26 protein-coding genes are annotated in these 26,609 nt (G+C 51.8%); 14 read left to right on the top strand and 12 right to left on the bottom strand.

The genetic code is table 11. The annotated features are described in order from the left end of the window. Positions 1–16: 16 nt before the first annotated feature. From F3H12_RS00400 to F3H12_RS00420, 6 genes are all read left to right on the top strand, one after another. A complete protein-coding gene (locus F3H12_RS00400) occupies positions 17–1,867 on the top strand; it encodes a TMEM165/GDT1 family protein (RefSeq protein WP_149677360.1) in 1,851 nt (616 codons plus the stop codon). A gap of 57 nt (positions 1,868–1,924) precedes the next feature. Then, positions 1,925–2,041 (top strand): alpha/beta fold hydrolase, encoded by a 117-nt coding sequence (locus F3H12_RS00405; RefSeq protein ID WP_149677361.1) that lies wholly within the window; start codon positions 1,925–1,927, stop codon positions 2,039–2,041. Positions 2,042–2,282: 241 nt separating this feature from the next. Then, the gene (locus F3H12_RS00410) at positions 2,283–3,167 is read left to right on the top strand and encodes a nuclease-related domain-containing protein (RefSeq protein WP_149677362.1); all 885 of its coding nucleotides are present in this window, start codon (positions 2,283–2,285) and stop codon (positions 3,165–3,167) included. A gap of 363 nt (positions 3,168–3,530) precedes the next feature. Continuing rightward, positions 3,531–3,980 (top strand): nitroreductase family protein, encoded by a 450-nt coding sequence (locus F3H12_RS13320; protein ID WP_207706774.1) that lies wholly within the window; start codon positions 3,531–3,533, stop codon positions 3,978–3,980. Continuing rightward, a complete protein-coding gene (locus F3H12_RS13325; RefSeq protein WP_207706775.1) occupies positions 3,968–4,276 on the top strand; it encodes a nitroreductase family protein in 309 nt (102 codons plus the stop codon). The genes F3H12_RS13320 and F3H12_RS13325 overlap by 13 nt, the downstream gene beginning before the upstream one ends. A gap of 178 nt (positions 4,277–4,454) precedes the next feature. After that, the gene (locus tag F3H12_RS00420; RefSeq protein WP_149677363.1) at positions 4,455–5,306 is read left to right on the top strand and encodes a GNAT family N-acetyltransferase; all 852 of its coding nucleotides are present in this window, start codon (positions 4,455–4,457) and stop codon (positions 5,304–5,306) included. 29 nt (positions 5,307–5,335) lie between these two features. On the opposite strand, the gene F3H12_RS00425 is transcribed toward F3H12_RS00420, so the two are convergent. Next, the gene (locus F3H12_RS00425) at positions 5,336–6,181 is read right to left on the bottom strand and encodes an alpha/beta fold hydrolase (RefSeq protein WP_340162566.1); all 846 of its coding nucleotides are present in this window, start codon (positions 6,179–6,181) and stop codon (positions 5,336–5,338) included. A 129-nt stretch (positions 6,182–6,310) separates the two neighbouring features. Continuing rightward, positions 6,311–7,621 carry a phosphotransferase gene (locus F3H12_RS00430; RefSeq protein WP_149677364.1) on the bottom strand — a complete coding sequence of 437 codons (1,311 nt, stop codon included), beginning with the start codon at positions 7,619–7,621 and terminating at the stop codon, positions 6,311–6,313. Positions 7,622–8,007: 386 nt separating this feature from the next. On the opposite strand from F3H12_RS00430, the gene F3H12_RS00435 reads away from it, so the two are divergent. Continuing rightward, the gene (locus tag F3H12_RS00435) at positions 8,008–8,688 is read left to right on the top strand and encodes a C39 family peptidase (protein WP_149677365.1); all 681 of its coding nucleotides are present in this window, start codon (positions 8,008–8,010) and stop codon (positions 8,686–8,688) included. An 83-nt stretch (positions 8,689–8,771) separates the two neighbouring features. Here the strand turns inward: F3H12_RS00435 and F3H12_RS13565 are convergent, their stop codons facing one another. Further along, a complete protein-coding gene (locus tag F3H12_RS13565) occupies positions 8,772–10,523 on the bottom strand; it encodes an ammonium transporter (RefSeq protein ID WP_149677366.1) in 1,752 nt (583 codons plus the stop codon). 396 nt (positions 10,524–10,919) lie between these two features. Then, positions 10,920–14,132 carry an S-layer homology domain-containing protein gene (locus F3H12_RS00445; protein WP_149677367.1) on the bottom strand — a complete coding sequence of 1,071 codons (3,213 nt, stop codon included), beginning with the start codon at positions 14,130–14,132 and terminating at the stop codon, positions 10,920–10,922. Between the two features lie 452 nt (positions 14,133–14,584). On the opposite strand from F3H12_RS00445, the gene F3H12_RS00450 reads away from it, so the two are divergent. The 7 genes from F3H12_RS00450 (at position 14,585) to F3H12_RS00475 (ending at position 19,537) form a co-directional block, all read left to right on the top strand. Next, a complete protein-coding gene (locus F3H12_RS00450; protein WP_243133136.1) occupies positions 14,585–15,343 on the top strand; it encodes a leucine-rich repeat domain-containing protein in 759 nt (252 codons plus the stop codon). Between the two features lie 233 nt (positions 15,344–15,576). Further along, complete coding sequence (locus F3H12_RS00455) at positions 15,577–16,188, top strand: InlB B-repeat-containing protein (RefSeq protein WP_149677368.1); 612 nt, start codon at positions 15,577–15,579, stop codon at positions 16,186–16,188. After that, entirely contained in the window at positions 16,169–16,384 is a 216-nt protein-coding gene (locus tag F3H12_RS13435; protein WP_243133137.1) for a hypothetical protein, read from the top strand. Before F3H12_RS00455 ends, F3H12_RS13435 begins: the two co-directional genes overlap by 20 nt. Then, on the top strand, positions 16,360–18,120 hold the full coding sequence (locus F3H12_RS00460; protein ID WP_243133138.1) for an ATP-binding protein: 1,761 nt from the start codon (positions 16,360–16,362) through the stop codon (positions 18,118–18,120). The genes F3H12_RS13435 and F3H12_RS00460 overlap by 25 nt, the downstream gene beginning before the upstream one ends. Before the next feature lie 62 nt (positions 18,121–18,182). Continuing rightward, positions 18,183–18,671 (top strand): flavodoxin domain-containing protein, encoded by a 489-nt coding sequence (locus F3H12_RS00465; protein WP_149677369.1) that lies wholly within the window; start codon positions 18,183–18,185, stop codon positions 18,669–18,671. A gap of 7 nt (positions 18,672–18,678) precedes the next feature. Then, a complete protein-coding gene (locus F3H12_RS00470) occupies positions 18,679–19,143 on the top strand; it encodes a GNAT family N-acetyltransferase (protein WP_149677370.1) in 465 nt (154 codons plus the stop codon). A gap of 40 nt (positions 19,144–19,183) precedes the next feature. Next, positions 19,184–19,537 carry an iron chaperone gene (locus tag F3H12_RS00475; protein WP_149677371.1) on the top strand — a complete coding sequence of 118 codons (354 nt, stop codon included), beginning with the start codon at positions 19,184–19,186 and terminating at the stop codon, positions 19,535–19,537. A gap of 252 nt (positions 19,538–19,789) precedes the next feature. Here F3H12_RS00475 and F3H12_RS00480 read toward each other — a convergent pair whose 3' ends face one another. From F3H12_RS00480 to F3H12_RS00515, 8 genes are all read right to left on the bottom strand, one after another. After that, a complete protein-coding gene (locus F3H12_RS00480) occupies positions 19,790–20,065 on the bottom strand; it encodes a hypothetical protein (protein ID WP_149677372.1) in 276 nt (91 codons plus the stop codon). A gap of 92 nt (positions 20,066–20,157) precedes the next feature. Further along, complete coding sequence (locus F3H12_RS00485; RefSeq protein WP_149677373.1) at positions 20,158–21,831, bottom strand: sensor histidine kinase; 1,674 nt, start codon at positions 21,829–21,831, stop codon at positions 20,158–20,160. Continuing rightward, positions 21,824–22,504, bottom strand: coding sequence for a response regulator transcription factor (locus F3H12_RS00490; RefSeq protein ID WP_149677374.1), 681 nt, complete (start codon positions 22,502–22,504; stop codon positions 21,824–21,826). Before F3H12_RS00490 ends, F3H12_RS00485 begins: the two co-directional genes overlap by 8 nt. Beyond that, on the bottom strand, positions 22,501–23,160 hold the full coding sequence (phoU, locus tag F3H12_RS00495; protein WP_324448541.1) for a phosphate signaling complex protein PhoU: 660 nt from the start codon (positions 23,158–23,160) through the stop codon (positions 22,501–22,503). The genes F3H12_RS00490 and phoU overlap by 4 nt, the downstream gene beginning before the upstream one ends. Further along, entirely contained in the window at positions 23,157–23,906 is a 750-nt protein-coding gene (pstB, locus tag F3H12_RS00500; RefSeq protein ID WP_149677375.1) for a phosphate ABC transporter ATP-binding protein PstB, read from the bottom strand. Before pstB ends, phoU begins: the two co-directional genes overlap by 4 nt. Then, the gene (gene pstA / locus F3H12_RS00505) at positions 23,893–24,729 is read right to left on the bottom strand and encodes a phosphate ABC transporter permease PstA (RefSeq protein WP_149677376.1); all 837 of its coding nucleotides are present in this window, start codon (positions 24,727–24,729) and stop codon (positions 23,893–23,895) included. The genes pstB and pstA overlap by 14 nt, the downstream gene beginning before the upstream one ends. Beyond that, positions 24,726–25,643, bottom strand: coding sequence for a phosphate ABC transporter permease subunit PstC (pstC, locus tag F3H12_RS00510; protein WP_188118289.1), 918 nt, complete (start codon positions 25,641–25,643; stop codon positions 24,726–24,728). Before pstC ends, pstA begins: the two co-directional genes overlap by 4 nt. Beyond that, a complete protein-coding gene (locus F3H12_RS00515) occupies positions 25,636–26,496 on the bottom strand; it encodes a substrate-binding domain-containing protein (RefSeq protein WP_149677377.1) in 861 nt (286 codons plus the stop codon). The genes pstC and F3H12_RS00515 overlap by 8 nt, the downstream gene beginning before the upstream one ends. Positions 26,497–26,609: the final 113 nt, after the last annotated feature.

Raw genomic sequence — 26,609 nt, forward strand, 5'->3', positions numbered from 1 at the left:
GTGAAAAGAGAGAATTATGATTCAGGAAATGATCAGGGCATTTTTACTGATTTTTGTCGCGGAGATGGGAGACAAGACCCAAATTTTGGCCATGGCCTTTGCCACGCGTTTCCCAGTGGGAAAAGTCCTGTTGGGAATAGGCCTGGGAGCATTCCTGAACCATGGCCTGGCAGTCCTTCTGGGCAGTTACCTGTCCCAGCTGGTTCCCATTAACACCATCCAGATGATTGCTGGAGCCGCGTTTGTTGGGTTTGCCCTTTGGACACTGAAGCCTGAGCCGGAGGAAGACGAAGAAAAGGAAACACGTTTCCAGTTCGGGCCGACAGCCACAGTAGCCCTGGCTTTCTTCATTGGAGAGCTCGGCGATAAGACCCAGTTGACGGCCATCACCCTGGCCGCCGATGCCGGATATCCCCTGATGATCCTCGCAGGAACCGTTTCAGGCATGATAGCCACAGGGGCTTTGGGCATCATCATCGGCAAAAAGCTTGGGGACAAGATTCCGGAACTGGGCATCAAATTCCTGGCTGCCTCCATCTTTATGTTCTTCGGTCTGCAGAAGCTGTATCAGACAGTTCCCGCCCAATACTTAAGCCCTGCCTACGCGGCTCCCTTCCTCTGCATACTGGCCGCCATAGTCGCCTGGATGGTCTTCCTGCTCGTCCGCAGAAGGCGTGATGGCCTCCGGTCCGATTTTGCAGCCAAAGCAAAAATGCTGCATGACTATTACCTGCACCTGAAAGACGACCTGGATCAGATTTGCCTGGGTTCGGAGTACTGCTGCTCGTGCGAGGGAGACCAATGTGCTGTCGGCATGTCAAAAGCAATACTCCAGGCCGCACTGGCTGAGCAGGACAGCCGGGAAGAGTCCCGGAACGACGGGCCAACCCATTGGGACAAGCCTTTCACGAAAGAGGCGGTATTGGATTCCCTGGTAGATACCTTATGGCTTATCAGCACCATCCGGGATGAAGACCGCCTGACCTCCGCCCACCGCATCCGCAATCAACTGGAAACCATCCTCCTGGGCCGGGCAATTGAGGAATTCGGAGACCTGGCTTCGTACATCGAATCGGTAAAGGAACGCGACGCCGGGCTGGCCAGGAAGATCGGCGGCATGCTCCGCATGAGAAAACCTTTTGAAGAACGGTTGCTGAATGTGGGCAACCGGATCAGCAACATCTACCTGGTTGAACTGCAGGAAGGCTATCTGCTGATCGATACCGGTTACCCGGAGCAATTTGAGCGGTTTGAAAAAGCGCTGAGAAAGAAAAACATTGCGCTGGATGACATCAAGTACATTTTCATAACCCATGCCCATGACGACCATGTCGGTTTCCTGAACCGGCTGCTGGAAAGAACCCATGCGAAGGTCATCCTCCATCCCGAAACCATCGGGCGGATGGAGGCAGGACAAAACGCCTTCAGGGGCGGTTGCAGCAGCAGGCTGGCATGGTTCTTCTGCCAGCTGATGAAGCTCTTTGGCAAGGGAGATCACCGCTTCGAGCCGGTGGAGGCCTCTGACCGCTACATTCCGGTAACGGGGAACACGCAGCAGGAAATAGAAAAAATGCTTTCGGCAAGGATTGTTTTCCTCCCGGGCCATACGGCCGATTCCATTGGCCTTCTGTTCGACAGCAAAGCGCTGTTCTGCGGCGATGCGGCCATGAACGGCTTCCCAAGCCGAAACCATGTAATCATCTGGATAGAGGATTTGGATGCCTACAAGGCCTCATGGGAAAAGATGACGGAAATGAATTTTCAGAAGGTATACCCCTCCCATGGAAAGCCTTTTGCGAAAGAGGAACTAGTCAGGCATACCGAAAGGCTTGAGAAAATCCGCCTCTACCCCTTAAGACATGCATAAAAACGCTTTATCTGGGGCTCCACTGACCGGATACATCCGCGATGGATGATGGATCGGATGAAAGAACGGATTCAGGATGCTGAGCTGATTGTATTGGAGAATATCGGCCATCTGCCACACGAGGAAGCGTGCGAGCCATTCAACCGGTATGCCCTGGATTTTCTGACCAGATAGGCAACGTTTCCCTGTTGCACACTGAAAAACCGCTCTTTTCCCTTTGTTTTATTGACTTAATTCCATATCGTGTCTATAATTCTGACTGTACCACTGTTTTCAGCAAAAAACGATATGGCTTGTATGCGAGCAAAGTCTTCCTGGCAGGATCTGTCCGAAACGCTTACAGGGTACAGCATACTGAAAGGGAGCAGGTTTTACCGGAGGACTTTTTTACTTCAGGTAAGGGTGGGACAGCAGGATGATACTGAACAAGATCCGGATATTTTTTAGTCGCATCATTGATTTCTTCTTGGAGTATCCCCTCGTTCTTTTCTTCATCATTATGATCATCGGCCTATACTATTTTGTATCTCAAATCCAACTGGCCATACGGCAACGGGCCGTCATGCGCAAACCCAGCAATGAAACCGTCCAGGCCTTTATAGCCCAGGTTAAAAGAACCATCATCAATAACCATCCAAGATCCTGGAATTCCCTCAGGCAAGCCTATTATGCCGTAAAAGACGCAGAGAATGTCGATTTTGAGCTCAGGCTCAAACTCTGTGAGGTTCTTCAGAAGAAGGGGGTTAACGGGGTTCATCCTCCCAGGCAGCCACATTACCTTCAGAATGAGGAAAAAATAAAGCAGGCAGGACAGGAAGGCGAAAAGAAGGTTGCCTACGCATTAAAGTGGCTCGACCGGAACAGGTTTAAGGTATTTGCCAATATCAGGCTGTCCGATGGCGGAGAAGCCCAGGAATTTGACAGCATTGTCATCGGAGATAAGGCAGTCTTCAATATAGAAATAAAGAACTACACAGGAAACCTGACAATCGACCAGGAAGGCAACTGGTACCGGGTTGTAAACGGACACAAAACCGGCATGGAAAACCCCGTCTTCCAGGTTAAGCGGCATCACAAAGTCCTGAATAATATACTGGAAGGCAAAATCCCCATTGTGGATCTGATAGTCTGGGCAAACATAGAAAGTGTGATAGAAGGTGCCCAATACTCCCTTGTTAAGGTCATCAAGGTCGATCAGCTGACCCACTTTATAGAAAACTATGATGAGGGCCGGAGTCTTTCAAAGGAAGAAACAGCGTTTGCGATAAGCAGGATACAGAGCAGCATGCAAAAATCATGAGCCGGTGAAATCCGGTCTGCGCATCTGCCACGATAATATAAATCTCAAGGACTACTTATGCCTTGAGATTTTTTTATAATCTCCTGTAAGGTTTTTTCTTCTGCATGTCTTAATATGGGCGGTGATAAAGTGGCAGAAATCGAGGATATTTGCCACCACTACTTTAAGGACGTTTACTTGTTCCTGTTCTGCCGGACATGTTCTCAGAAGCAATGGCATTTATGTCGGAGGGCTTGCGGTATCCTGCCGTTAAAAAACCGGGTTAACCGCCCGGAATAGCGGGTATTATCAATAGAAGGGTGTCATAGATTATGTTCAGACGACCAGCCCTGGAATCCATCAAGCGAAGGAGGATATGATGACGTGCTGAACGAAACAATAAAAAACCAACTTGCCCATCGTACCATTCGGGAGTTCAAGGCCCAAAAAATACCCGAAGAGGTTTTTGCGCAATTGATGGAAGTGGCAAGGCGCACCGCCACATCGGTGGGCATGCAGGCCTGCTCCATCATCCGTGTCGTGGATCAGGAACTTAAAAACCAGATTGCCGGGATCTGCACCCAGGAATATGTGGCACGGGCTCCGGAGCTTCTCATATTCATCGTGGACCAGTACAGGAACAGCCAAATCGCAAAGGAAAAGGGTTACCAGGCGGAAACCGCAAAAGACATGGATCGGTTCTTCCAATCCTTCACCGATGCGTGCCTGATGGCCCAGAATGTGGTAAACGCCGCAGAATCCCTGGGTTTAGGAACCGTCTACCTGGGAAGCATCCTCAACGATTCTGAGAAAATCTCAAATTGCCCCAGTTAACCTTCCCGGTTCTGGGTCTGGGCATAGGCTATCCCAACCAGAATCCGCAGCTCAAGCCCAGGATGGAGATGAGGCTGAGAGTGTTTGAAAATGCCTATGCCACATTTGAAAACTATCTTGATGAGATCAAGACCTACGATGAGGAAATGCGTACTTACTATGATTTACGAGATCCCGGAAGGCCCATGGACAGTTTCAGCAACCAGGTGGTGGCAAGGTTCAGCCAGGCCAATCCCAGGCGCCAGGAAATACTGAATATTATCCGCAAACAGGGCTTTAATCTTAACATAAAATAGAAAGAACTCCAGGTTATTTTGGGCAAAGTCCCGGACAGCATTGGGCTTTGTTATGCAATATCCCGTCCCATGCTTCCGGGTCTTTGCTTTTTGAGAAAATGTTAAGGCGGGACGCAGGATCCCGGGATTCGTGGGCAAAGCTTTATGTAAGCAAACCTAATGAGAAAAGAGGGAATGCATGATAACTTTTAAAAGATGTACGGAAGCAAATGAAGATGCCATATACCAGGCCTTTCGGACCGGCTTTTCCGACTATATTCTGAAGATCGATATGCCGATGGATTTATTCCTGAAACATTTTTTGGGTCCGGAAGGAAATAGCCTTGAGTATTCAGTTATTGCCTTTGATGGAGAAAAGCCCATTGGACTTAATTTAGGCGGGATCAGGGAGTTTGACGGTCTGATAACCCTTCGCTGCGGCGCACTCTGCGTTCATCCGGACTACAGGGGAACCGGAGTCAGCACCCGGTTATTTGAGCTTCACAGGGAAATCGCTTTGGAGAACCATTGCCGACAGATGTACCTGGAAGTCATCGCTGGCAACGACAGGGCCATAAGGTTCTATGAGAAAATGGGCTATGAAAAGGTATACGATTTGGTATACTACTCCCACGACAATCCCGCGGAAATCCATGGCACCCTGCCATCCGATCTGAAGGTCAGGCGAATAGGCCATGAGGATTTGATCAGCTTGAGCGAGAAAATCCCGGACATCCATATCAACTGGCAGAACAGCTTCGATTATATTCGACACATTGACGGCCAGATCCATTATGGCGTATTCCGCGATGCAAGGCTGGTAGGAGCACTCAGCATGCATCCTTCCGGGAGAATCAATTTTCTCTGGGTGGAATCCGGATTCCGAAACAGGGGTATAGCCAAAGGGCTCATCAATCATGCGGCCGGGGAGCTTCATCCTAAGAAGCTGGCCATCAGTTTTTCCGGCAATGCAAAGCTGATGGGGTTTGTCAAGCGCTTAAACTTCAAAAAAGACGCCCTCTCTCAACATGAGATGTATATGTTCCTGTGAGAGCAGATGCCGGCAGGTTAGGCAAAGGGTCATCCGCCGGCACATGGGTTCATCTCATATTCGCTTACCCTGTCAAGCCACTCGATGACCAGTGCATGCATCAGTTCAGGCTGTTCGATCTGCAGATTATGCCCCGCTCTGTCCAGGACGGCAAAGGTCGCCCTCGGGTAATTGTCAAGGATATTCCAGGCATCCTTGTATCCCACGAAGGAATCCTGACGTCCCATAAGGAAAAGCGTGGGCTTGCAGAATTTTTCGGGCAGCCTGTCGCAATCAAAGGAAAAGACACATTCACTGTTCAGGATGCTGCCGAGGAAAACCCTGTCCCCCAGGGCAAGACCGGGCAGGATATCATCCCTGTATCTTTTCCATACCTTTCTTGACAGCACCACATTCACGGAAGCAAACGCATGTGCCTCATCGTGCCCAAGCTCCCGCATCAATGCTTCATCCCTGCTCAACACGACATGTTCGGATACCTGGTGCTCATGATGATTGGTCAGAATTGCCGGGCACAGCAGAAACAGCCCGTCAATCCGTTCGGGCATTCTGTACACCAGTCCTCTGGCCAGTAATCCCCCATAGGATTCACCCGCAAGGAGGAAGTTCTCGTTTGGAATGATGGTGTCCATGAACGCGGTGATGATATCCAGCATGATGTCTGAATTTCTGATCCAGGCCGCACTTTCGGATCGGCCCATGCCGGGCAAGTCCAGGTAGATTCTTTTGTAACCTTCCCTTTTCTGAAATATCGGCTCCATGCAGCCAGACATCAGCCTGTGGTCGACACCATATCCGTGCAAAAGCAAGATTGGCTTTCCGTCCCCCCTAACCTCATAATGAATTGACAATCCCTTAATCGTGCATTGCATCATGGGTTCCTCCTCATATACCGCCCGTCTGATTTCATGCGGCAGGCCTGTTCTTATATATTTAGAAAAAAATCCCATCCTGTTTCATTATAGTTTGATATCAAACTATTGTCAAGTCCTTGATTCATCAGGTCATTCTGCCACCTTCCTGATCTTTTCTTCATTCCTGACGATGAACTGCAGCATCCGGCGATTTGTTTCTGCAAGTTCCCTGTACATGTCATGGCTGGCAAAGAAAGCTGTGCAAATCATCTGGATAGCGCAAATAACATAGTACACGGCCTGTTTTTCCTCCGCAGTCAACCTTTCCTCCAGGTCATAGCCCCTGAGAATACCGCCGAGAATCTCCAGCCAGCACGCATAGGCTTCATCACCGCCTTCCGATAATATCCCAGTGGCGCAGTAACAGACATCCCACAAACGGATATTGACTTCGCTCAGGTCAAAATCGATAAATCCGCTCACCCGGTCACCGTCAAAGAGGATATTGCTGGGATTGGGGTCCCTGTGGATGAGCTGCCTGGGCAGCTTGTCATACAGAGCACCGAAACTATCAAGAAAGTCGTCAAAGAAGCTTTCCTTAAGATCCATGCTCCACTGCATGTTTTGTCGTCTGACATTCGGCAAGGCCCATTCTGCCACGTTCCTGTAAAGGTTTACTTCATCGGGCACGACCTCTTTCTCAATAGCCTTGAGCGCCTTGTGCAACCTGGCGATGCCTCTTCCATACTCTTCTGCATACTGAGTCCTGTGGCATCCGAAAACGGCGGATTTTGAGAGCGGCCTGCCCTTCAATCCCTGCGTGAGGATAAAGATCTCATCACCATCCGGGTACTCCAGGTACTCATCCCCTGTTTTCGCGGGAACCGGCAGCGATGCTGCAAAGCCTTGTTCATGCAGGACCTTGGCTATTTTCAGGTTTTTAATCAGTTTTTCACGACTGCCTGCTTTCAGGACATAGTTGTCCCCTACGGTCCAAACCTTTCCGGACACGCTGGAACCGTTTGAGAGATAGATATCATGGAGAGGAAGCTTCTTCTCTATGTCCCAGTTTTCCAGGATTTTGCGCAGTTCATTTACGGTATACAGATTAACCACCTCCGGTTTTCTGGGTTTGTGCTCCCGGTAGATACCGAGATACTTCTTGGGGGAACAGCCATACATCTTCACAAAAGCCTTATAAAACCCGGCATAGGTATCAAAGCCGTACTCCAGCACCACATCTATGGCTTTCCGACCGACGGCGATTTCGGCAAGCGCATGATCAAGGCGCCGTTTCAGAATATAACCGGCAACCGAAGATCCCATGACCGATGAAAACAAGCGGCAATAATGCCAGGTGGAGTAGTTGGCCATTCGTGCCAGTTCTTCAGCCGTAATATCGGTCTTCAGGTTATGCTCGATATATTCCAGCGCGGCTTTGATGATTTCTGGACATTGCATGGCGTTCTCCCTCCCGTTCGGTAGTTTCAGTATACACGGCAAACCAGATGAAAGCATTTCCTGGTTTGCTGTCATGCTGCTATAACTTCCATCGGCTCTGTGAGTAAAAAATCCCACAGTAAACCTTTTCATCTCCAGGCACGCATCGGATGCCTGCCTGATTCTGATAAACGGATTTTGTGAGTTGATTATCATACATCCTGCAAACGGGGCTCCTTAACGATGACTTGCTCTCTTTGGGAACAGGCTCTGAAAAATTCCGGGATTCCGGTTGATCCGATCAGGATTTACGGTTATCCTTTAATTAATTAACTTCTTACAGCAATGCCAAATTAATGGCACTGCCGGATAAAGATTGGCTGGATAAGAGGGTGTAGAAGGAACCGATGAAAACATGGAAAAAGCTTGTACTTGCAGTATGCGGATTTATTTTTGCTGTTGCGGCAGTTGCCATTGGGGCATTAATCCTGGACAGCATAAAAGGCGGGCGTATTTTTAACGACTTTTCCACCATATATGCTGCGGAAAAATACAAAGAGCCCGTTCGCATTGAAGGCGTCCATTTGATCAAACAGGAGGTTTCCTGCGGGTATGCTATCATCGAGATGCTGGCCGGTTGGATGGGAGAATCGGTTACCGAGGAAAGTCTCCTCAACGAATACGGCAAAGTTGTAACCGCCACCGGGAAACAGTTTGAAGCAGAAATGAACAAACGCTTTCCGGCATATAAAACCACCATGTACCCTTATTTATCCAATACGGAAATGATTGAAAAGATATACGGTTCCCTGAAAAAAGGCATACCTGTGCCTTTCCAGTGGGCAGCCAAATTCGGTGACGAGTGGACATTGCATTATTCGCTCATAACCGGTCTGGACATCGGCAACGATAGCATCACCGTGCTCAACCCCTATGGTTATGAGGAGCATCTGGACCTGGCATCTTTCTTTGAAAGAACAAGTTTCCGGGCCTATAGCAACATGCCCCTGTTTTTAAGGCTGGCCTTCGCTTTCGGCCTGTTTGAGAGGAATACCATCTTTATGATGGAAAGAATTCCGGCGTTCTGAAGCATAAAAAAAAGACCGGCGGACCACCGGAAAAGCATTTTTTATTGCATATCGCAGCTTTTCCAGTGGTCTCCGGGGTCGCCTTATTCTTCATCCTGCAAGGCGTCGTATCCTTCTTCTCCAGTCCTGATCTTGATGACATTTTCCACATCGTAGATAAAGATCTTGCCGTCGCCCATCGATCCTGTGTACAATGCCTTCTTGACCGTTTCCACAACCGTCTCGACTGGGATCTTGCACACGACGATATCCACCTGGACCTTGGGCAGGAGCCTTGTCTTCACAGGCAAACCGCGGAAGTACTCGGTATGACCTTTCTGCATACCGTAACCAAGCACGTTTGTGGCCGTAAGTCCGGTAATGCCGATCTTGTCAAGAGCCGTCTGAAGCGCTGTAAATTTCTCCTGGTTCGTAATGACGGTAACCTTGGTCATCTTCACGCCGGGACGTGCCTTATTGACCACCGGGACTGCCTCGTCAGGCGATACCGTACCAGTAACAGGCTTCTGTATTGCGACCGGGGCAGCAGCAGTGGTAATCTCCCCGCCACCATTGGCTGTTGCCATAATAGGTGCCACAATGGCGAAATCGGGATAAGCATGGTTGCCGTGCTCACCGATGTCAAGACCTTCGATCTCCTCTTCAAGGCTGACACGGATGCCAACGGTTACCTTGAGCAAATACCATACCAGATAGGACGCGGCAAATGTAAATGCGCCGACAGCAACAACACCGATGATTTCAGTTACGAGCAGCGAAGCCCCGCCGCCGAAGAATAAGCCGTTGACCGTGGACAGGCTGGTGACACCTTCCTGGGCAAATAGCCCGACACAAAGCGTTCCAAAAACACCACAAACCAGATGGACAGAGGTGGCACCCACCGGATCGTCGATCTTTACCTTGTCAAAGATGAGTACGGAGAATACCACGAGTACGCCGGCTATCGCACCGATAAGCAGGGAACTGCCCACGCTGACATAGGCACAGCCTCCGGTAATAGCCACAAGACCTGCCAGACAGCCGTTGATGGTCATGCCGAGATCAGGCTTTCCGATGAAGATCCAGGACGTAGCGGTAGCGGTAAGGATAGCCGCAATGGTGGCGGTGTTGGTAGTAAGCACAATATGTACCACGTCGGCGGGATTCTGGAAGCTCATGGTAGATCCGGGGTTAAAGCCGAACCATCCAAGCCACAGGATGAACGCACCGATAACTGCCAATGAGAGGTTATGGCCCGGAATCGCCTTGGGCTTGCCGTCCTTGTCATACTTGCCGTAACGGGGGCCGAGGATCATCGCACCGGCGAGAGCGCCCCAACCGCCTACCGAGTGAACGACGGTATCACCCGCAAAATCCATGAAGCCGAGCTGACCCAGCCAGCCGCCTCCCCATATCCAGTGGCCGACAATGGGATAAATCACGAGGGTCAGCACGAAGGAGAACAGGATGAAGGCGATATATTTGACGCGCTCTGCCACCGCTCCGGATACAATGGTCGCCGCGGTACCGCAGAAGACCAACTGGAAGAAGAACTTGCCCCAGAACGGCACATTCGATGTCAGCGTGTCCTTATAAAAATCCACGTTGCCACCCAGGATAAACAAATTCTGGGTTCCAACAAACGGGTTGTCTCCACCGAACATCAGACCCCATCCAAGCAGCATGAAGCCCAGCGAGGAGACCGCGAATACGATGAAGTTCTTCGACAGGATGTTAACAGCGTTTTTCGAGCGGTTAAAACCCGTTTCAACCGCCGCGAAACCGAGGTTCATGAAGAAGACCAATAGTCCTGCCAATACAACCCATAGGGTATCGACTATCATTTCGGTGCTCATAGATCAAACCTCCTTAAAATAATTAAGGCGTGTATTTTTAGCGGCATCCTGGGATGCCCACCAAAAATACACGCCTTTGTGCGCTCATATAAACTTTTATAACCGTTCCCATTTTGAACGAAGGCAGGAATTCCGTTTGCCCATCCTTCAAATTCCCGGTTCCCCGTCGGGAACCCATGCGAAGCTTCGCATTCATCAACAGGCTTATCTAAAGATACGGCCTATCTTTCGGAACGCTCCTCACCCTTTCACAATGAAAATTAAGGCGCTGCGGGTGATCACCCACAGCGCCTTTGCTGCTGTTCATATTATAAACGAAGCGGAATCATTTGTCAACCAAAATTTGCAAGTTTTTCGAATCAATCCTGCAATTTCTTGGGCAGGCAGGCAGAAAGCTTACTTCACCGAGCTCGCCTGTTCCACAAAGCGTTCAAGAATCCTGGCGGTCTCCGCCCTGGTGGACGTGCCCCTGGGATCCAGAATTCCGTTGCCTTTTCCGGTTATAATACCCGATTCATACGCCCAGGCCAGGGCGTTCACAGCATAGGCGGATATTTCCCCGGCATCCTTGAAGACAGCAAGGGCTGTGATGTCCGCCTCAGGCAAACCTGCATATTTCCACAATATGGTTGCCAGTTGTTCGCGTGTGATGCTGTCCTCAGGACCGAACATACCGTTGCCATACCCTGCGACAAGGCCGTTCCTTTGGGCCCAGGCCACCGCTTTCGCATAGTAGGCGCCGGGAGCCACGTCCATGAAGGTGCTATTTGTGTTTTCTTCCGAGCCGCTCAGCTTATACAGGATCGTGACGAGCATACCCCGGTTGGTTGCCATATGGGGTGAGAAGGTATTTTTACCGGTGCCCACCATGAGGCTGTTCTGCGCCGTAAACCGGACGGCAGAATAAAACCAGTCGTCCTCCCTGACATCCATGAACGGATTCGTCCAGACTTTTTCAGGCGCCGGGCTGACCACCAGGGCATAGGGGCTGAAGTGGACAGCCTCAAAGGTGATATACCATTTGCCATTTTTCTCAATGAGTTGTGACATCAGGGTTTCCAGTCTGCCATCCTTTTTGTAAACCACTCTGATCCTTTCCCTGACATCCAGCAGCCTTTCAGGGACAGGCAGGGTAATTTTTACGCTGTAGCCAGCCCGGGAATGCACGCTGATATCAAAGGGATATACCTCCTCCCCTGCTCCTGCCAGGGGGAGTATTTCTTTCTGTGCATCTTCGCTGTCGGTTATTTTCACTTCCACAGACTGGCCGAAGGCGCCGGCTGCATCCGCTTCCACACGGATATCGTCCGGCCGGTTGCCGAAAAGCTCACTGTTTACTTCGGATAACGTGATGGTCGGTGACGGGGTTGCCGGACTGCCGCCGTTGCCTGAACCTCCGCTGCCGGGAGTGCCGGGCTGTGTACCGGGTTGCCCGATGACTACTGCCTGACTGTCCGGGCTTGCCTCATACAGATCGGTTTCGGGAAGCCGGACCACGTATGAGCCTGCCGAAAGCCCCGTAATCTCGCCGGAGGCATTGGATGACACCACGGTGTAGGATCCGCCATCTTTCCTGTATTCGTAATCCGTGTTTGCGGCCAAACCTGTGATTTTTCCGTTGCTGCCGCCGTTGGTGCTCGCGTCGGACTTGCCAAGCCCGATCGGTGCCGGCTGCATGCCTTTATTCACCGTCAGCGTGGCTGTAACCTTTGGGCCTGCCTCGCAGTTTTCGGTCCCCGCCGTTACAAGGCCGATGATAAAGGTTCCCGCCTTTGTGATGTTCAGGGTGCCGCCATTGATTGTTCCCTCGCCCGATCCACCGACCTCCAGGCCGTATGTCGCTTCCCCGGCATGGGGATCCAACGTAAACAAGCCGCCGATAGCGGTAAGGTTAAATCCTTCGCCTGCGAAGGTGACTGTGGCCGAACCGCCGCTGTTATTGGCATCCGCCTTTTGGACGGTAATACTTAGCGTGGTTTTGATGTCATCATTGCCAATCGCGGCAAGGGTGACGGTGGTATCGCTCAAAGTAAGGGAACCTGTTTTATCCACCGTATAGGCGGTAAAATCCGGATCCTTGCTGCCATCATCATAAATGGCCTTTACCACCATGCCCTCCCTGCTGAAGGTTTCACCATATTTGTAGGTGTTCCTGGGAGGTGTGGTAATGACGATCTCAAGCAGCACCCGATCCGATGTTGCCGGGAACACGGCTGTGATCACGCCGGAGTTGGCAGCATTTGATACCGTTGTCGCACCGTCAACATAGAAGAAATCTTCAGGCACCCCTTCCAGGGTATAGCCATTCTCAGGCGTCAGGGTGATGGTTGCCGTATAGACCTGACCGGCCTGGAAGGGACTGTGGTTCGGAGACCACGATACGGTGCCCGTGTACTCTTCAGTCCAGGTGATGGCATTGACCGGCGTTGCTCCGCGCACGGGCGGCGCAACACCCTGGATGGCCGGCAGACTTATGGTTACGGGGTCCGGTTTCTCAAAGAATTGTGCATTACCCCAGGGATCAATATATGCTGTGTAGGCCTTGCCGGAGTATTCTATTTCGGAATTACCTGAGGGCAGGTATATGAAAAGCTTTCCTTCACCATCGACCAGGATGCTTTTTGTGTCGTTCGTACTATAGCCGTAAGGCGTGCCGTTCGTTTTGACGCTTATGGCATCAAGGGTTGTTGAGCCCGTTGTATCGCCGGGTATGGTGAAGGTTGCCTTATAAACCGATGCGCCGCTGCCATTTACAGGCGTTGTGCCCATGCGGGAAGCGTAGATATTTCCGCCTGTGATCACAAGGTTGCTGGAGGCACCTGTGCGGCCGCTGAGGCCACCGCTGCCAATATCGCTGCCGAGATGGTCGCCGGTTGACTGGGCCTGGGCAATAACCGTTCCGCCGCTGATGGTGATATTTTTCGCATCGCCGCCATAATTCGTTGTTGTACCGGTGTATCCCTGGCCGCCGCCGATGCCGGCGCCACCAAATTTGCCACCGTTAGCGATGATATGGCCACCGTATATTTCTATATCGTATCCACCGAAATTTTGACCTCCGCCTATACCGGCACTGAAAAAGCCTAAGCATTCGGCAATAAGTTCTCCGCAGTTCTCATCGCACTCGTGGGTTAATGATGCGCTCTCGCAGGAAATGGTGAGCAGACCGTCTTCTTCCTTGCCTGTATTCATTTTTTGCAAACCGGCATAGTTGTTAGAGGTGCTTATTAGCTTGTTTGAACTGCCGTCAGCCAGAATCAGGTTGACCCGACCTGCATCCGCGGTAATTTCAAATGGCGCATTACCCACCTGGATGTTGACACCGTCGAGCCTGATGTTCACACCGTCAGGCACGTGCGCTTTTACGATAATTCGATTGGCTGTAGTTCCTGCTCCGGTCTGTGTCAGGTTAATGACGGTGGATGCGGAGATATTGTCCATCTCCTCTCCGCCATCCTGGGTTATTCTCAGGCCACTTTCAGTACCATTCTCAATCGTGATGGTGCCTGTTTTTAAATCAAACATCAGCTCATCCGCCGCAGAAGCTATCGGTGGCATCATCGTAAAGATCATGCCTAACACAATGACCAAACTTATGACTTTTTTCATGATAAGGTTCCCCCCAAAACGAAAGTGCATATGCCCATTTGGCATTCTCCCAACAGGGTATCCGCCACCAACCTGCCGACAAATGCAGAAGCCCTATTGCGCTTTTCTCTCCATGGCTTACCGGCACCCCGGTTTTCAAGACAGAAAAAACACGGTGCAAATATAATGCGGCACCGATGCCTGCAAGGCAGGGAAAACAATGCATCCGAACTTCTCCCAATGGTTTATGGGAAAGATTTGCTGACAAGCTTTTAAAGCATGCTCCTATCATACGAAAAAAAACAGTTGAATGGGAGGATTCTGCCCGAAAGGTATTGATTTGACCTGAAATGCAAAAATCATCTTCATGTCTCACCCAATTTCGCCAAAAAAACGCCCAATTTCGCCATTGCCGATCTTCTTCCAATTTTCAATGCAATGAACGTATTAATCGTTATTAAGGAGTGAGGCAGTTGGAAACCAAGAGAACATCATTGTGGTATCAGGGAAAACATGCATTAAGCCTGTTGCTTGTTTTGATCATGATTCTGACTATGCTGCCTGCTATTCCGGCAGTCGCAGACGATACGCCGGATGATGTGTACAGCGGAGAATTTATGGCCGAAAGCCAACAGGCAGATGGAGAATCACAGGATGATCCGGATGAAAGGAAGGCTTCTGACAATCCGGTGCTCACCACAAGCGCCGGAGAGACAGGAAAGGATACGCAGGAAGAGTATGATGAGGAAGTAACCACCTGTGATGCAATCGAGGTGAAAATAGAAAACCATGCAGCCGGCAACCTTGCCACGGAGATAGAAGCCTACCTTGACGCCATGGGCTGCCCTGATGCCTACGGTTGCATTTTCAGCCTCAAGGTTTCCGGCGGCGAACTCAGCAAAGCTGATCAGGATTACTTGCGCCAGACATTCTGGTACAAATGCGATTACCTGGAGGATGTCGATTTTTCAGATACCAGCCTGGCCTATGATGAGGGCATTGAAATGCGGCCGGGCCTTTTTGAAAGCACCTCCATCATAAAGATAAAGCTGCCCGATAACCTCACGGCAATCAGCGACGCCGCATTTTCCGGCTCCATTTTCCTGGCAATCGTTGAAATACCCGAAAGCGTCACGTCCATCGGCGCCGGCGCCTTTTTGGGGTGTGAATGTCTACTCGCCATTGATCTGCCGGAGATGCCATACCTTTTACGGTCCGGGGCAATCAGCTGATCATCGGCAAGGAGGATATCCTTTCCCTGTATCCGGGGCAATCCCAGTTATATTTTATCATTGACTTTGACTCGGGATATATCCAGACATACGATTACATAAGGGTTGATATTACCGGGGATGACTACGTACCCGGCAGCGACGCTTCCCTGGCAAGGCTTTTCTTTGGCTATGAAGCGGTAGATGGATTCAGTCCTGATCAATACCTTTATGATATCATCGTACCCAGCGGTATGAAATTTGAGCATATCCCCATGTCCATCGGGCCCATTGCAAACGACGATAAAGCCCGCATCACCCTTTCTCCCCTGACAGAACTGCCGGGCAGCGTCGTCATTGAGGTTACAGCGGAAGACGGCATGACCAAAAGGGCCTATACCCTTTACTTTGCCCGTACCACCTATACGGTCACATTCAACAGCAACAGCGGGAATGCCGGAACCAGTCCCATCAGCATCACCGTACCCGAAGGCAGGAGCATTGGTCACCTTCCGCAACCGCCCGAACGCCCGGGTTATACCTTTATGGGCTGGAACACACAGGCCAACGGACGCGGTACGCCCTTTACCGAAAGCACGCCGGTGACTTCCGACATCACCGTCTATGCCCAATGGAAGGCAAATGCCTCCGGCGGCTCATCAGGAGGCGGTTCTTCCGGTAGTTCATCCTCCGGCGGCAGCGCTTCCGGCGGTAGTGGCATCCAAACGACTGTTTCCGGCGATGCGGCATCAGTGACATTCATGGTTCCCAAAGCGGCATTTGAAAAATCCGAAAATGGCAGCATCGGGCCCCTTACCCTCTCCTCGCCTGTGGCATCCATCACATTTGACGGCCAGCAATGTTAAGCATGCAAGAGTATACCTGATCCTGGGACTGATATTTGTCATCGTGTTTACCCATCTGCCCGTTGTCAATACCTTGAGCTACCATAGCCTTACCGGCGCTCCGGAAGCAACGGACGGGAAAATGGACTTGCAGATGGCTTCCCCTGCCCGGACAGTTGTGCTTGACGGCAAATGGGATTTTACTGGAAACATCTGATAATCACGGAAGGACAGGGAACACAACAGCCCGATTTCTTCATCGATGTCCCCGGTTACTGGTCCAGGCATAAAATAGACGGGATGTGGCTTCCGGCAAACGGTTATGCCAGCTATCGGCTTATCCTGCACGGGCTGAGCCATCCCTATCCCGTTACGGTTTTTATCCCGGACTTCGGCAGTGCCTATCGCGTTTTCATAGACGGCATGCTTGCCGCAGAGAGCGGCCGTGTTTCGAATGATATTTCGGGCATTCATACCGTGCCTAAGGCAAAGCTCTATCCTGTGACACTGTCCGATTCGGAGGTCCACGAGGTTGTCATCGAGGTGGCGACCACACGTTTCTCCGGGCTGTACAAGGCTCCTGTGCTGAAGGATTACAACCAGGCCATTCAGTCAGACGCCACCCGAAACGGCATACGGTTTATCCTTTTTGGGACGGTCTTGTCCTCCTTCTTCATCCTGGTTGTCATCTATATGCTGTCTTTCCGGAATAACAGGCGTGCCGTGTGGCCTCCGGCCATGAGCTTTTTAATCATGCTGCGCATCATGCTGACCACCGAGTTCTACAGCTTCTGGCAGGATACCGTATTCTTCAGCCTTTCTTACGAATCAACCAATGCACTGATGTTTCTGGTCACCTTCGCACTTAACTTTCTGCTGATCTTCCTTGCCCAGGAGCAGTTCAGGGTATTCTTCTCCCGGAAGGAGAAGTGGAGCTTTTTCATTTACTATACGGTCATATACCTTGTTTATCTTCTTGTGCCCCGGGATGTCTACAACCGCTATCTGACGGTTCTGCTCCCTGTCGCTGTTTTTGCCCTGGAGACCCATTCTTTCTTTAAAGTGTATCTAAACTGTCATTATTTGGAAAAACATGGTCTCATCGCTTACTGGGGCATCATTCTTGGTATTTCCGGCCTGTTTATCGATTGCTATTATATCAACGGGAACATCTATCCCAATATGTCCCTGGCCATGCTGATCCTGCTCTCGGTGTGCCTGATGATCCAAAGCCTCGTATCCGCCCTGCGCATTGCCGGTGTATATCGGGATCTGGCTGTATCATCCTACCAGTTGGAGATGGCAAAGAACCAGATCGCCATGCAGAAGGAGTATTATGATGCCATAAGTTTGCAAATAAACGAAATCCGCGGGATAAAACACGATATGCGCCATTTTGTCGGGGCCATCAGAAGGCTATGCGACGAGGGAAGCTATCGGGAGTTGAATGCGTTCCTGGCCGAATACTCCGAAAAGACAGATACCGAACCGCTCCCCCATTATTGTGAAAATGTCGTCGCAAATTCCATCCTGGGCTATTACGCCCTGAAAGCCAGGGAAGCCGGCATTCCTTTCCGCTGTGCCTGCAGCATCCCAAAACATCTTTCCATGAGCGATATCGATCTCTGCATTGTATTGGGCAACGCCCTGGAAAACGCCATGGAAGCCTGTACCGCCCTGGACAAACCCCATGCGCGGTTCATATCCTCGGAAGCCAGATCGATGGACAACCAGCTGCTGATCAGGATCGAGAACGCATACAACGGTACCCTCAACATTCAGAACGGGCATTACCATTCAACCAAGGATGCCAAAACAAGAGGGATGGGCATGCAGAACATCAGAAAGGTTGTTGAGGCTTACGGAGGCTATGTCAAGGCAGAGCACGACGGCAAGGTTTTTACGCTCATGGCTGCATTCCCCTGCTCCGTGAAGAAAACATCAGACATCTGAAAGGGAAATGTTGTATTTAATATTAAAATTCGGGCCAGAATGGTCGTCAGGAGGCTTACAGCATGATCATTGCATATGAGTCAAAAACGGGTTTTACCAAGAAATATGCCGATATGCTTTCGGAAAAGACCGGGTTTAAGGCTTACCGGGCAAAGGATCTTCCGCCGGCCATGAAGGATGAGCCCATCCTTTTCCTGGGCTGGATGAAGGCCGGCACCATACAGGGACTGAAAAGGGTCAGGAAGCATAACCTGAAAGCGGTTTGCGCCGTGGGCACTGCGCGTAGCGCCGAACCCAGTGAAGAAGCCGTCATTGAGCGAAACGGCATAGAAGGCTTGCCCTTCTTCTATCTGCGCGGCGGATGCCTGCCTTTGAGGGAGCTTAAAGGCATGGACAAAATCATGCTCACTCTCTTTCTGAAAATGCTCAAAAACCGTAAAGAGAAGGATGAGGAGCTGGCAGAATACATTGACATCATCGAAAACGGCTTTGACGGCGTGCGGGAGGAAAACCTGGAACCCGTGCTCCAATGGCTGCGCACAAGGGAGTAAAGCAGGCATGATTCATACGAAGCGGCTTATCATTTACCCATTATCGGATGAAGAGATGCGGGAAGTGATCGGCAGGGAAACGAACGAAGTGCTGAAAGCCGCCTATTCGGAAATGCTTGCCGGTTGTCTGAGAAATCCTAAGCAGCGCATCTGGTATGCGCTGTGGGTGCTCCAGCTCAATGACGGCAGCAAAAAGACAGTCGGCAGTTTGTCTTTCAAGGGGCTTGATGAAAAAGGGATGGTCGAGATCGGTTACGGGATGGATCCCGCGTACGAAGGAAAAGGCCTGATGACCGAGGCGGTATCCGCCGTCGTACGCTGGGCGTCGGAACAGCCGGGCGTATCATCCATAGAAGCGGAAACAGAGCCGGACAACATCGCTTCCCAAAGGGTCCTTGAGAAGGCAGGTTTTGTTCCCAAGGGGGTTTTGGGTGCTGAGGGACCCAGATATGTCTGGAGAAAACCGGCATAAAATCCGATACATGTCACAAAGGCATATGGAGGTGGCCTGAATGAATGAAGTCGATAAGTACATCGCAGGTTTCCCCGGGGACATTCAGGAAAGGTTGTGCGCCATAAGAAAGATTATCCTTGAACTGGCACCACAGGCTACCGAAAGAATCTGCATGAGGATGCCCACATATGATCTCCATGGCAAATGGCTGGTTCATTTTGCCGCGTTCAAGAATCACATCGGGTTCTATCCGCAGCCGGAAGGCATAACCGCCTTTAAGGAAAAGCTGTCCGGCTATAAAACTTCGAAAGGTGCCGTGCAATTTCCGCACAATAAACCGCTTCCAACAGATCTAATCCGTGAAATCGTCAAGTTCAGGGTAGAGACTCAACCCAGACCGGCTACCCGTTAGCCTCCGGTAAAGCGGCAAGGCACCCTGCATTTACTTATGCAGGGTGCCTTGCTTTATTGCGGAATCATGGCAATACCGTTTCATCCTGCTGCGGCATGGATACATATCGGGCTCCTTTGTCCGCAAACAGCGGGACGGTAGAGGATTTAAACACCAGGGTATTGTCGTCGACAACCTCAAAACGGGCGATGACCTCCCCGTTCCTGACGCCGAAGGCAGCTTCTCCATGTTCGCTGTCTATTTTGGCGCAGATCAGCAGTTCCCCGTTTTAAAGGCATAGGTGCAAGGCGGCGGCATATAGCTGCTTATCAGCGCTGTGCCGAGTTCTGCGGAGCCATTCTTATACAGCGTCACCGACATCATGCGCGCCAGTTTATCCCGCTCGGTGGCATTTTCAAGCACATACTGTTTGGATACAGCGGGTGTTCTGCCTGTTACCAGGTAAAATGCCAGTCCTATGCCCAGCACAGCTGTCAAAGCGATTGCCGCAATGATAATGGTTCTGGTCTGCTTGCTCAGTTTCTGCATGAGTTAACCTCCCCTTTCGTTCTGCCGAAAACGTCAAGCTCTCCTCTGGAATACGTACCAGGTTCCTTACGTGAGCAGCCCGGCATATGGCCTTACAGCTGATGGAGACGTTTGAACAGTATATGGACGCAGGTGCCCTTCCCCACTTCGCTCTCAAGCCTGATGTCCGCATCGTGGACCGCGGCAATATGCTTGACGATGGAAAGCCCCAGGCCTGTACCGCCGGTGGCTTTGGAATGGCTCTTGTCCACCCGGTAGAAGCGTTCAAAAACATGAGGCTGATGCTCTTCCGGGATGCCTATGCCGGTATCGCACACCGACAGGACAATGCTGTTATCTCTTTGAGCTACGCTAATCCTGACGGCTCCTCCTCTGTCGGTGTATTTCACGGCGTTGTCCACCAGGTTGGCGATCATCTCATTGAGCAGTGCCGGATAACCGTAAACCGACAGGTCCATCCCATCCACCGAAAGAATGATGCCTTTCTCTTCGGCACGGGGCATAAAATGCCTTGCCACGCTTTGCGCCATCTGAAGAAGATCCACCTCGGTCTTTTCGCCCAAACCTTTATGTTCATCCAGGCGCGACAGTTCCAGGATATCGTTCACCAGGGCAATCAGGCGGTTTGCCTCGTCGCAGATACGCGCGGCGAAGGCCTTCATATCCTCAGGTCTGGCCAGGCCGTCCCGCATGATTTCCGCATACCCTGAAATGGAGGTGAGCGGGGTTTTCAGTTCATGGGAAACATTGGCGGTGAACTCTCTGCGGCTCATTTCTGCGGTATACCTGTCGGTAATATCCAGCATGAGCAGCACAACATCGGTGGCCGAACCGTTTTGTGCAACCGGGCTTGCCAGCACCTGGTAATGCCGCCCGTTCCTTTCGAACACGGCGTCGGCGCTTGATCCCCGGTGGGCGCTTTCAATGGCCTCTTTTACCAAAGCGTCGCGAACAAGGGCCAGGATGCTGCTGCCTGCCATCCTGCCGGCTTCCACGCCGAAAATCCTGCCTGCGCTTGCGTTCATGGATATCACATGGCTGTTCGCATCCAATAGGATCAGGCCCTCCCGCATGTTTTCGGTGACAGCGGAAAGCTCATGCTGCTTTTCCGCAAGGGCTTTCATCTGCATGGCAATCTGTTTTTTCTGGCGATCCAGGCGCAATAGCAGCGGGGACAATTCATCATAGACATCGTTCTCCAAGGGGGCATCCAGATTGAGCGTATTGATGGGGGTCACGATACGCCAGGAAACCAGGCGCGCAATCACCAGCGAAACAACAGCAACGCCGGACATGATAAGGAGCAGCAGGGGTGCAATCCGCAGGAAAATGCCCAAAACGGAGCTTCGCGTATTGGACAGTCTCAGCACATTCCCGTCGGGAGTCATTACCGCATAGTAAAAGGTCGTTTCGGCAAGGGTGCTGGAATACCTCCGGCTTTCGCCGCTTCCGGTTTTAAGGGCTTCGTTCACTTCCGGTCGGTGGTAATGATTATCCAGTCCGGAGGCTTTTTTGGAGCTGTCGTAGAGCACGGTGCCATCGGCGGCCACCAGCGTTACCCGGTTTGGGGAGGCGAACCCTTCAAAATAGGCAAGTTCAGATTCCGCACGGGAAAGGCCGTGGAGGATGTATGCTGCTTCTGAACGCAGTTCTTCTGTCATACGCATTTCATAAACATAATACACGGACAGGGTGATTAACAGGGCAGCCAGGATCATCGCCGAAAGCGCTGTCAGAAAAATCCCCCGAAAAATACGCTTAGTCATGGCTTCTGCCTCCAAACCTGTAGCCGACGCCGCGCACGGTTTCGATCAGCTCCCCGCAGCATCCAAGTTTTGTGCGCAGTGTCTGTATATGGACATCCACCGTACGGGAGCTGCCGTCATAACTGTAATCCCATACCCTCTCCAGGAGCTGATCACGGGTCAGAACCATTCCCCTGTTTTCCATGAGTATCCGAAGCAGTTCGTATTCCTTGAGGGTCAGGGAAACCTCAGCTCCTTCCACCGTAACCCTGTGCGCCTTTTTATCCAGCACCAGGGTGCCGACCGAAAGCTTTTCTTCGTCTGGTTTTCCCGGTTTTCTCCTGAGCCTTGCCTTGATGCGCGCCACCAGTTCAGCCATGCCGAAGGGCTTTGCAATATAGTCATCCGCACCGAGATCCAGCCCAAGCACCTTGTCGAATTCGCTACCCCTGGCCGTGATCATGATGACCGGGATCTCTGAAGACCTTTCATCGGAACGCAGGCGCTTCAGGATGGCCAGTCCGTCCTCCCGGGGCAGCATGATATCCAGCAGGATGAGTTCCGGAAGCTGCTCCTCCATGGCGGACCAGAATGCGGTTGCGTCCGGAAATCCCACGGCCGGAAGCCCTACCTGTGACAGGGTATACACCACAAGTTCCCGTATGTTTTCATCATCCTCCACATAATAGATCATGAGAGATACTCCCCTTTATGCCGACCTGTAATGGAATATTCCACCCATTCGGCGATGTTCTGGGCATGGTCGCCAATACGTTCAAAGTACTTGGCAATCATCAGAAGGTCCATGGCCTGCGTACCGCAGGCCGCGTCTCTTCGTATGAGTTCTATGAGTTCATTTTTGATGATGTCGAACAGGTCATCAATGATGTCGTCCATGGCGATAATCTTGCAGACAAGCTCCAAATCCTTGGCTACAAAGGCGTCAAGGCTTCCGGTGACCATATTGGCGGCGGTATCGGCCATCAGCGGAAGATGCTCCAGTTTTTTGATATAGGGCGCGCCGGAAAGATGAACCACGATTTCGGAAATATCGGCCGCCTGATCGCCAATGCGCTCCATATCTGTGATCATCTTCATGGCTGCCGAAATGAGCCTTAAGTCCCCGGCAACCGGTTGCTGCTGAAGCAACAGCTTCAGGCACAGCGCCTCGATATCGCGTTCCATCTGATCTATCTCGTTATCAAACCTGATGGCAGCCCTGGCTGCATCCACATCCTGCTTCAACAGCGCCTGTGTTGCGTTCTTAATGGACAGCTCAATGAGGGCTCCCATTTTCAAAAGTTCCCTGTTCAGCAGGCCCAGTTGCTCTTCAAACCGGTTTCTCATCATCCGAACCTCCCTGTGATATAGTTCTCGGTGCGTTTATCCCGGGGCAGAGAGAACAACTTTTCGGTATCGCCGTATTCCACGAGCTCGCCAAGGAGAAAAAACGCTGTCCTGTCGGAGATTCTCGCGGCCTGCTGCATGTTATGGGTCACTATGATGATAGTATAATTCTGTTTGAGCGACACAACAAGGTCCTCTATCCTGGATGTGGAGATGGGGTCGAGAGCGCTGGTAGGCTCATCCATGAGCAGCACCTCCGGCTCCACAGCCAGGGCCCTGGCGATGCACAGCCGCTGCTGCTGCCCGCCGGAAAGCCTCAGAGCATCCTTTTTCAGGCAGTCTTTCAGTTCATCCCAGATGGCGGCAGCCCTCAGCGATCGTTCCACGATATCATCCAGCCGGGCCTTTCCGCGGATACCATGAGTGCGCGGGCCGAATGCAACATTGTCATAAACGCTCATGGGAAACGGATTGGGTTTTTGGAATACCATTCCCACCCGCCTGCGCAGAAGTGAAGTGTCCATGCCGCCATACACGTCCTGGCCGTCCAACAGCACCCGTCCTGTTATCCTGCAGCCTTCCACCAGGTCGTTCATCCGATTCAGCGTTTTGAGCAATGTGCTCTTGCCACAGCCGGACGGCCCGATCAAAGCCGTGATTTTAAGCGCTTCTATGGACAGGCTCACATGCTTCAATGCATGATGTGATCCGTACCATAGGTTGAGATTCTCAATTTCAAATTTGGCCATTGCTCCTCCTTCCAAGCCTTCCTGCTGTCCAGGCCGACAATGCGTTTATCCCTGCAACCGTCGCCAACAGGACGACCGCTGTGGCATAAGCCTCTTCGATGTGCAAGCCTTCACTGGCAAGCGAGTACATGTGTACTGAAAGGGTCCGTGCGGAATCCAACAGGTTCTCGGCAGCCTCCGGCACAGTACCTGCCGTGTAGATGAGGGCAGCTGTTTCTCCCACGATGCGTCCGATCCCCAGTATGACACCGGCAAGAATGCCCGGAGCAGCTGAAGGAAGCACGATCTTTAACGTGGTCCGGAGCCTGCCCGCTCCCAATCCAAAGCTCCCTTCCCGGTAGGCATCAGGGACCGCCAGGAGTGCTTCCTCGGTGGTACGCATGATGAGCGGCAGTATCATGATGGACAGGGTCAGTGCCCCAGCCATCAGGGACAGATTCATCCTGAGCGTTACCACGAAGAACAGCGCACCGAACAACCCATATATGATGGAGGGAATGCCTGAAAGGGTTTCCGCCGTGAGGCGCACCACCTTGACCAGCCTGCTGCTGCGCTTTGCGTATTCCGAAAGGTAAATGGCGGCTCCAACCCCCAGGGGGACTGCGAAGGCAAGGGACAAAACGGTCATGTACAGGGTATTGATCAGCGCAGGTGTCAACGATACATTCTCCGAATTATATTCCCAGGCAAAGAGCGCGGGAGACAGATGGGGTATCCCCCTGACGAGAATGTACCCCATGATGAAGAGCAACACCGTCATGGAAAAAGATGCTCCTGCATAAACCAACAGGCGGGCCGCAAAGGATTTTGCTCTGGCACTCATAGTCCGGCCCTCCTTTTCAGGATTGAAAACAGCAGGTTGATGCTGAGAATAAACACAAACAGCACGACAGCGGTGGCAATCAGTGCTTCCCGGTGCAGGTCGGCCGCATATCCCATTTCCATCACAATATTGCTGGTCAGCGTACGAACGCCCTTTAACAGGCTGTCGGGGATCACCGGCCAGTTGCCGGCTACCATCATGACCGCCATGGCCTCACCAATGGCCCGCCCTATTCCCAGGATGACCGAGGCGGCCACCCCTGATTTGGCCGCCGGTAGTACCACCCTGAAAACAGCCCGCTCATGGGTCGCTCCCAGGGCCAGGGCACCCTCGTAATAGCTCTGCGGCACTGCGTTCAGCGCCGATTCCGACACCGTGATGATGGTGGGCAGGATCATCATTCCCAGCAGTACACAGGCGGCCAGCAGGCTGGAACCGTTTCCGCCGAAAAGCTCACGGATGAGAGGCACGATGACCACCAGGCCAAAAAAGCCGAAAACCACGGAAGGGATGCCTGCAAGCAGCGATACGGCAGGCTTCATAAACTTCAGCATTCGCCTGGACGCAAACCGTGACATGAACAATGCCGTCAGTATGCCGGCCGGCACGCCCACAAGGAGTGCCCCGGCTGTCACATAGAGGCTTCCGAGGATCATGGGCATGATGCCATAGAGGTTATTGCTCGGTTTCCACCTGGTACCCGTTAAAAAGTCGAACACACCAATCCGCACCATGCCCGGAATACCATTGGCCAGCAGAAATGCGCAGATAAGCACCACCGCAAGAACACAAATGCAGGCCGCAGCGGCAAAGAGGCCGGCGGCCAGCGACTCCCGGAAACATTTCAATGAAACGTTTTTTCCCTCGGCCGGGCCGAAAGCAATACCGCCCCGGTCGCTTCTTCTTTCAGCCATCCAGTTCACCCCAGCGGGTTATCTCCCCCATGAAAATGGCCCGCACCTGCTGGCTGGTAAGGCCGGTCACAGGGTTTTGGTTGTTTACAATGACCGCGATGCCATCCATGGCGATAACCGTGGGGGTGAGCCCTGCGGCCAGCTCGCTGTCCTTAAGCTCCCTGGAAGCCATGCCGATATCGCACACACCGTCAATGACAGACTTGATCCCGGTGGAGGAATCGCTTTGCTGTATCTCGATTTCGACGTTGGGATTGACCGCCAGATAGGCTTCCTTCAGCTTTTCCATCACAGGTGTCACGGAGGAGGATCCTGCCACCACCACTTTCCCCGGTATGGCACTTCCGGCATAGGCCGGTGCGTCGTCCACCGCTGCGATGTAGCCGTTTTCCTCGATGACCTTTTGTCCTTCCGAGCTCATGATGAAGTCGATAAAGGCCCGGGCAGGTTCCGAAACATCCGCTCCTGTGGCGATATTGAAAGGCCGTGCGATCCTGTACTTTCCCGACTTGATGTTTTCAACGGTCGGGGCCGCGCCGTCTATTTCAAGGGCTTTTACGGTATCGTTGAGAGAACCCAGCGATATGTACCCGATGGCATTGGGGTTGCCCGCCACACTGGTCATCATGACCGACGTACTGTTGGTAATATCCGCCTGTTCCGTGGTGTGATCGATTTTATTGCCGTTTGCATCCTTTTCCTCAATTCCGAAAAGTTCAATGAAAGCGCTGCGTGTCCCGCTGCCTTCCTCGCGGGCGATCACGGCAATGGCATCATCCTTTTGGGCGCTGCATCCTGCCAGCAGGACCAGGGCTGTGGCCGCCGCAGAGAGCCTTACCAAAGCTTTTTTCATTTTCCATCCCTCTCTTTCGTTTTGTACATCTGGATAATAACGCAGCCGTGTTTTGGACAAATAAGGTATATGTTAAATCTTTGTAAAGTGCTGCACGGGGCAACGCTGGTCTT

Origin of the sequence: Thermoclostridium caenicola (genome assembly GCF_900142095.1) — a bacterium.
Lineage (GTDB): Bacteria > Bacillota > Clostridia > DSM-8532 > DSM-8532 > Thermoclostridium_A > Thermoclostridium_A caenicola.

Excerpts from the sequence above, each read along its gene's own strand:
- F3H12_RS00400 (WP_149677360.1), top strand. The coding sequence starts at position 17 with ATGATTCAGGAAATGATCAGGGCATTTTTACTGATTTTTGTCGCGGAG.
- F3H12_RS00405 (WP_149677361.1), top strand. The coding sequence starts at position 1,925 with ATGAAAGAACGGATTCAGGATGCTGAGCTGATTGTATTGGAGAATATC.
- F3H12_RS00410 (WP_149677362.1), top strand. The coding sequence starts at position 2,283 with ATGATACTGAACAAGATCCGGATATTTTTTAGTCGCATCATTGATTTC.
- F3H12_RS00420 (WP_149677363.1), top strand. The coding sequence starts at position 4,455 with ATGATAACTTTTAAAAGATGTACGGAAGCAAATGAAGATGCCATATAC.
- F3H12_RS00425 (WP_340162566.1), bottom strand. The coding sequence starts at position 6,181 with ATGATGCAATGCACGATTAAGGGATTGTCAATTCATTATGAGGTTAGG.
- F3H12_RS00430 (WP_149677364.1), bottom strand. The coding sequence starts at position 7,621 with ATGCAATGTCCAGAAATCATCAAAGCCGCGCTGGAATATATCGAGCAT.
- F3H12_RS00435 (WP_149677365.1), top strand. The coding sequence starts at position 8,008 with ATGAAAACATGGAAAAAGCTTGTACTTGCAGTATGCGGATTTATTTTT.
- F3H12_RS13565 (WP_149677366.1), bottom strand. The coding sequence starts at position 10,523 with ATGAGCACCGAAATGATAGTCGATACCCTATGGGTTGTATTGGCAGGA.
- F3H12_RS00445 (WP_149677367.1), bottom strand. The coding sequence starts at position 14,132 with ATGAAAAAAGTCATAAGTTTGGTCATTGTGTTAGGCATGATCTTTACG.
- F3H12_RS00455 (WP_149677368.1), top strand. The coding sequence starts at position 15,577 with ATGAAATTTGAGCATATCCCCATGTCCATCGGGCCCATTGCAAACGAC.
- F3H12_RS00460 (WP_243133138.1), top strand. The coding sequence starts at position 16,360 with ATGGGATTTTACTGGAAACATCTGATAATCACGGAAGGACAGGGAACA.
- F3H12_RS00465 (WP_149677369.1), top strand. The coding sequence starts at position 18,183 with ATGATCATTGCATATGAGTCAAAAACGGGTTTTACCAAGAAATATGCC.
- F3H12_RS00470 (WP_149677370.1), top strand. The coding sequence starts at position 18,679 with ATGATTCATACGAAGCGGCTTATCATTTACCCATTATCGGATGAAGAG.
- F3H12_RS00475 (WP_149677371.1), top strand. The coding sequence starts at position 19,184 with ATGAATGAAGTCGATAAGTACATCGCAGGTTTCCCCGGGGACATTCAG.
- F3H12_RS00480 (WP_149677372.1), bottom strand. The coding sequence starts at position 20,065 with ATGCAGAAACTGAGCAAGCAGACCAGAACCATTATCATTGCGGCAATC.
- F3H12_RS00485 (WP_149677373.1), bottom strand. The coding sequence starts at position 21,831 with ATGACTAAGCGTATTTTTCGGGGGATTTTTCTGACAGCGCTTTCGGCG.
- F3H12_RS00490 (WP_149677374.1), bottom strand. The coding sequence starts at position 22,504 with ATGATCTATTATGTGGAGGATGATGAAAACATACGGGAACTTGTGGTG.
- phoU (WP_324448541.1), bottom strand. The coding sequence starts at position 23,160 with ATGATGAGAAACCGGTTTGAAGAGCAACTGGGCCTGCTGAACAGGGAA.
- pstB (WP_149677375.1), bottom strand. The coding sequence starts at position 23,906 with ATGGCCAAATTTGAAATTGAGAATCTCAACCTATGGTACGGATCACAT.
- pstA (WP_149677376.1), bottom strand. The coding sequence starts at position 24,729 with ATGAGTGCCAGAGCAAAATCCTTTGCGGCCCGCCTGTTGGTTTATGCA.
- pstC (WP_188118289.1), bottom strand. The coding sequence starts at position 25,643 with ATGGCTGAAAGAAGAAGCGACCGGGGCGGTATTGCTTTCGGCCCGGCC.
- F3H12_RS00515 (WP_149677377.1), bottom strand. The coding sequence starts at position 26,496 with ATGAAAAAAGCTTTGGTAAGGCTCTCTGCGGCGGCCACAGCCCTGGTC.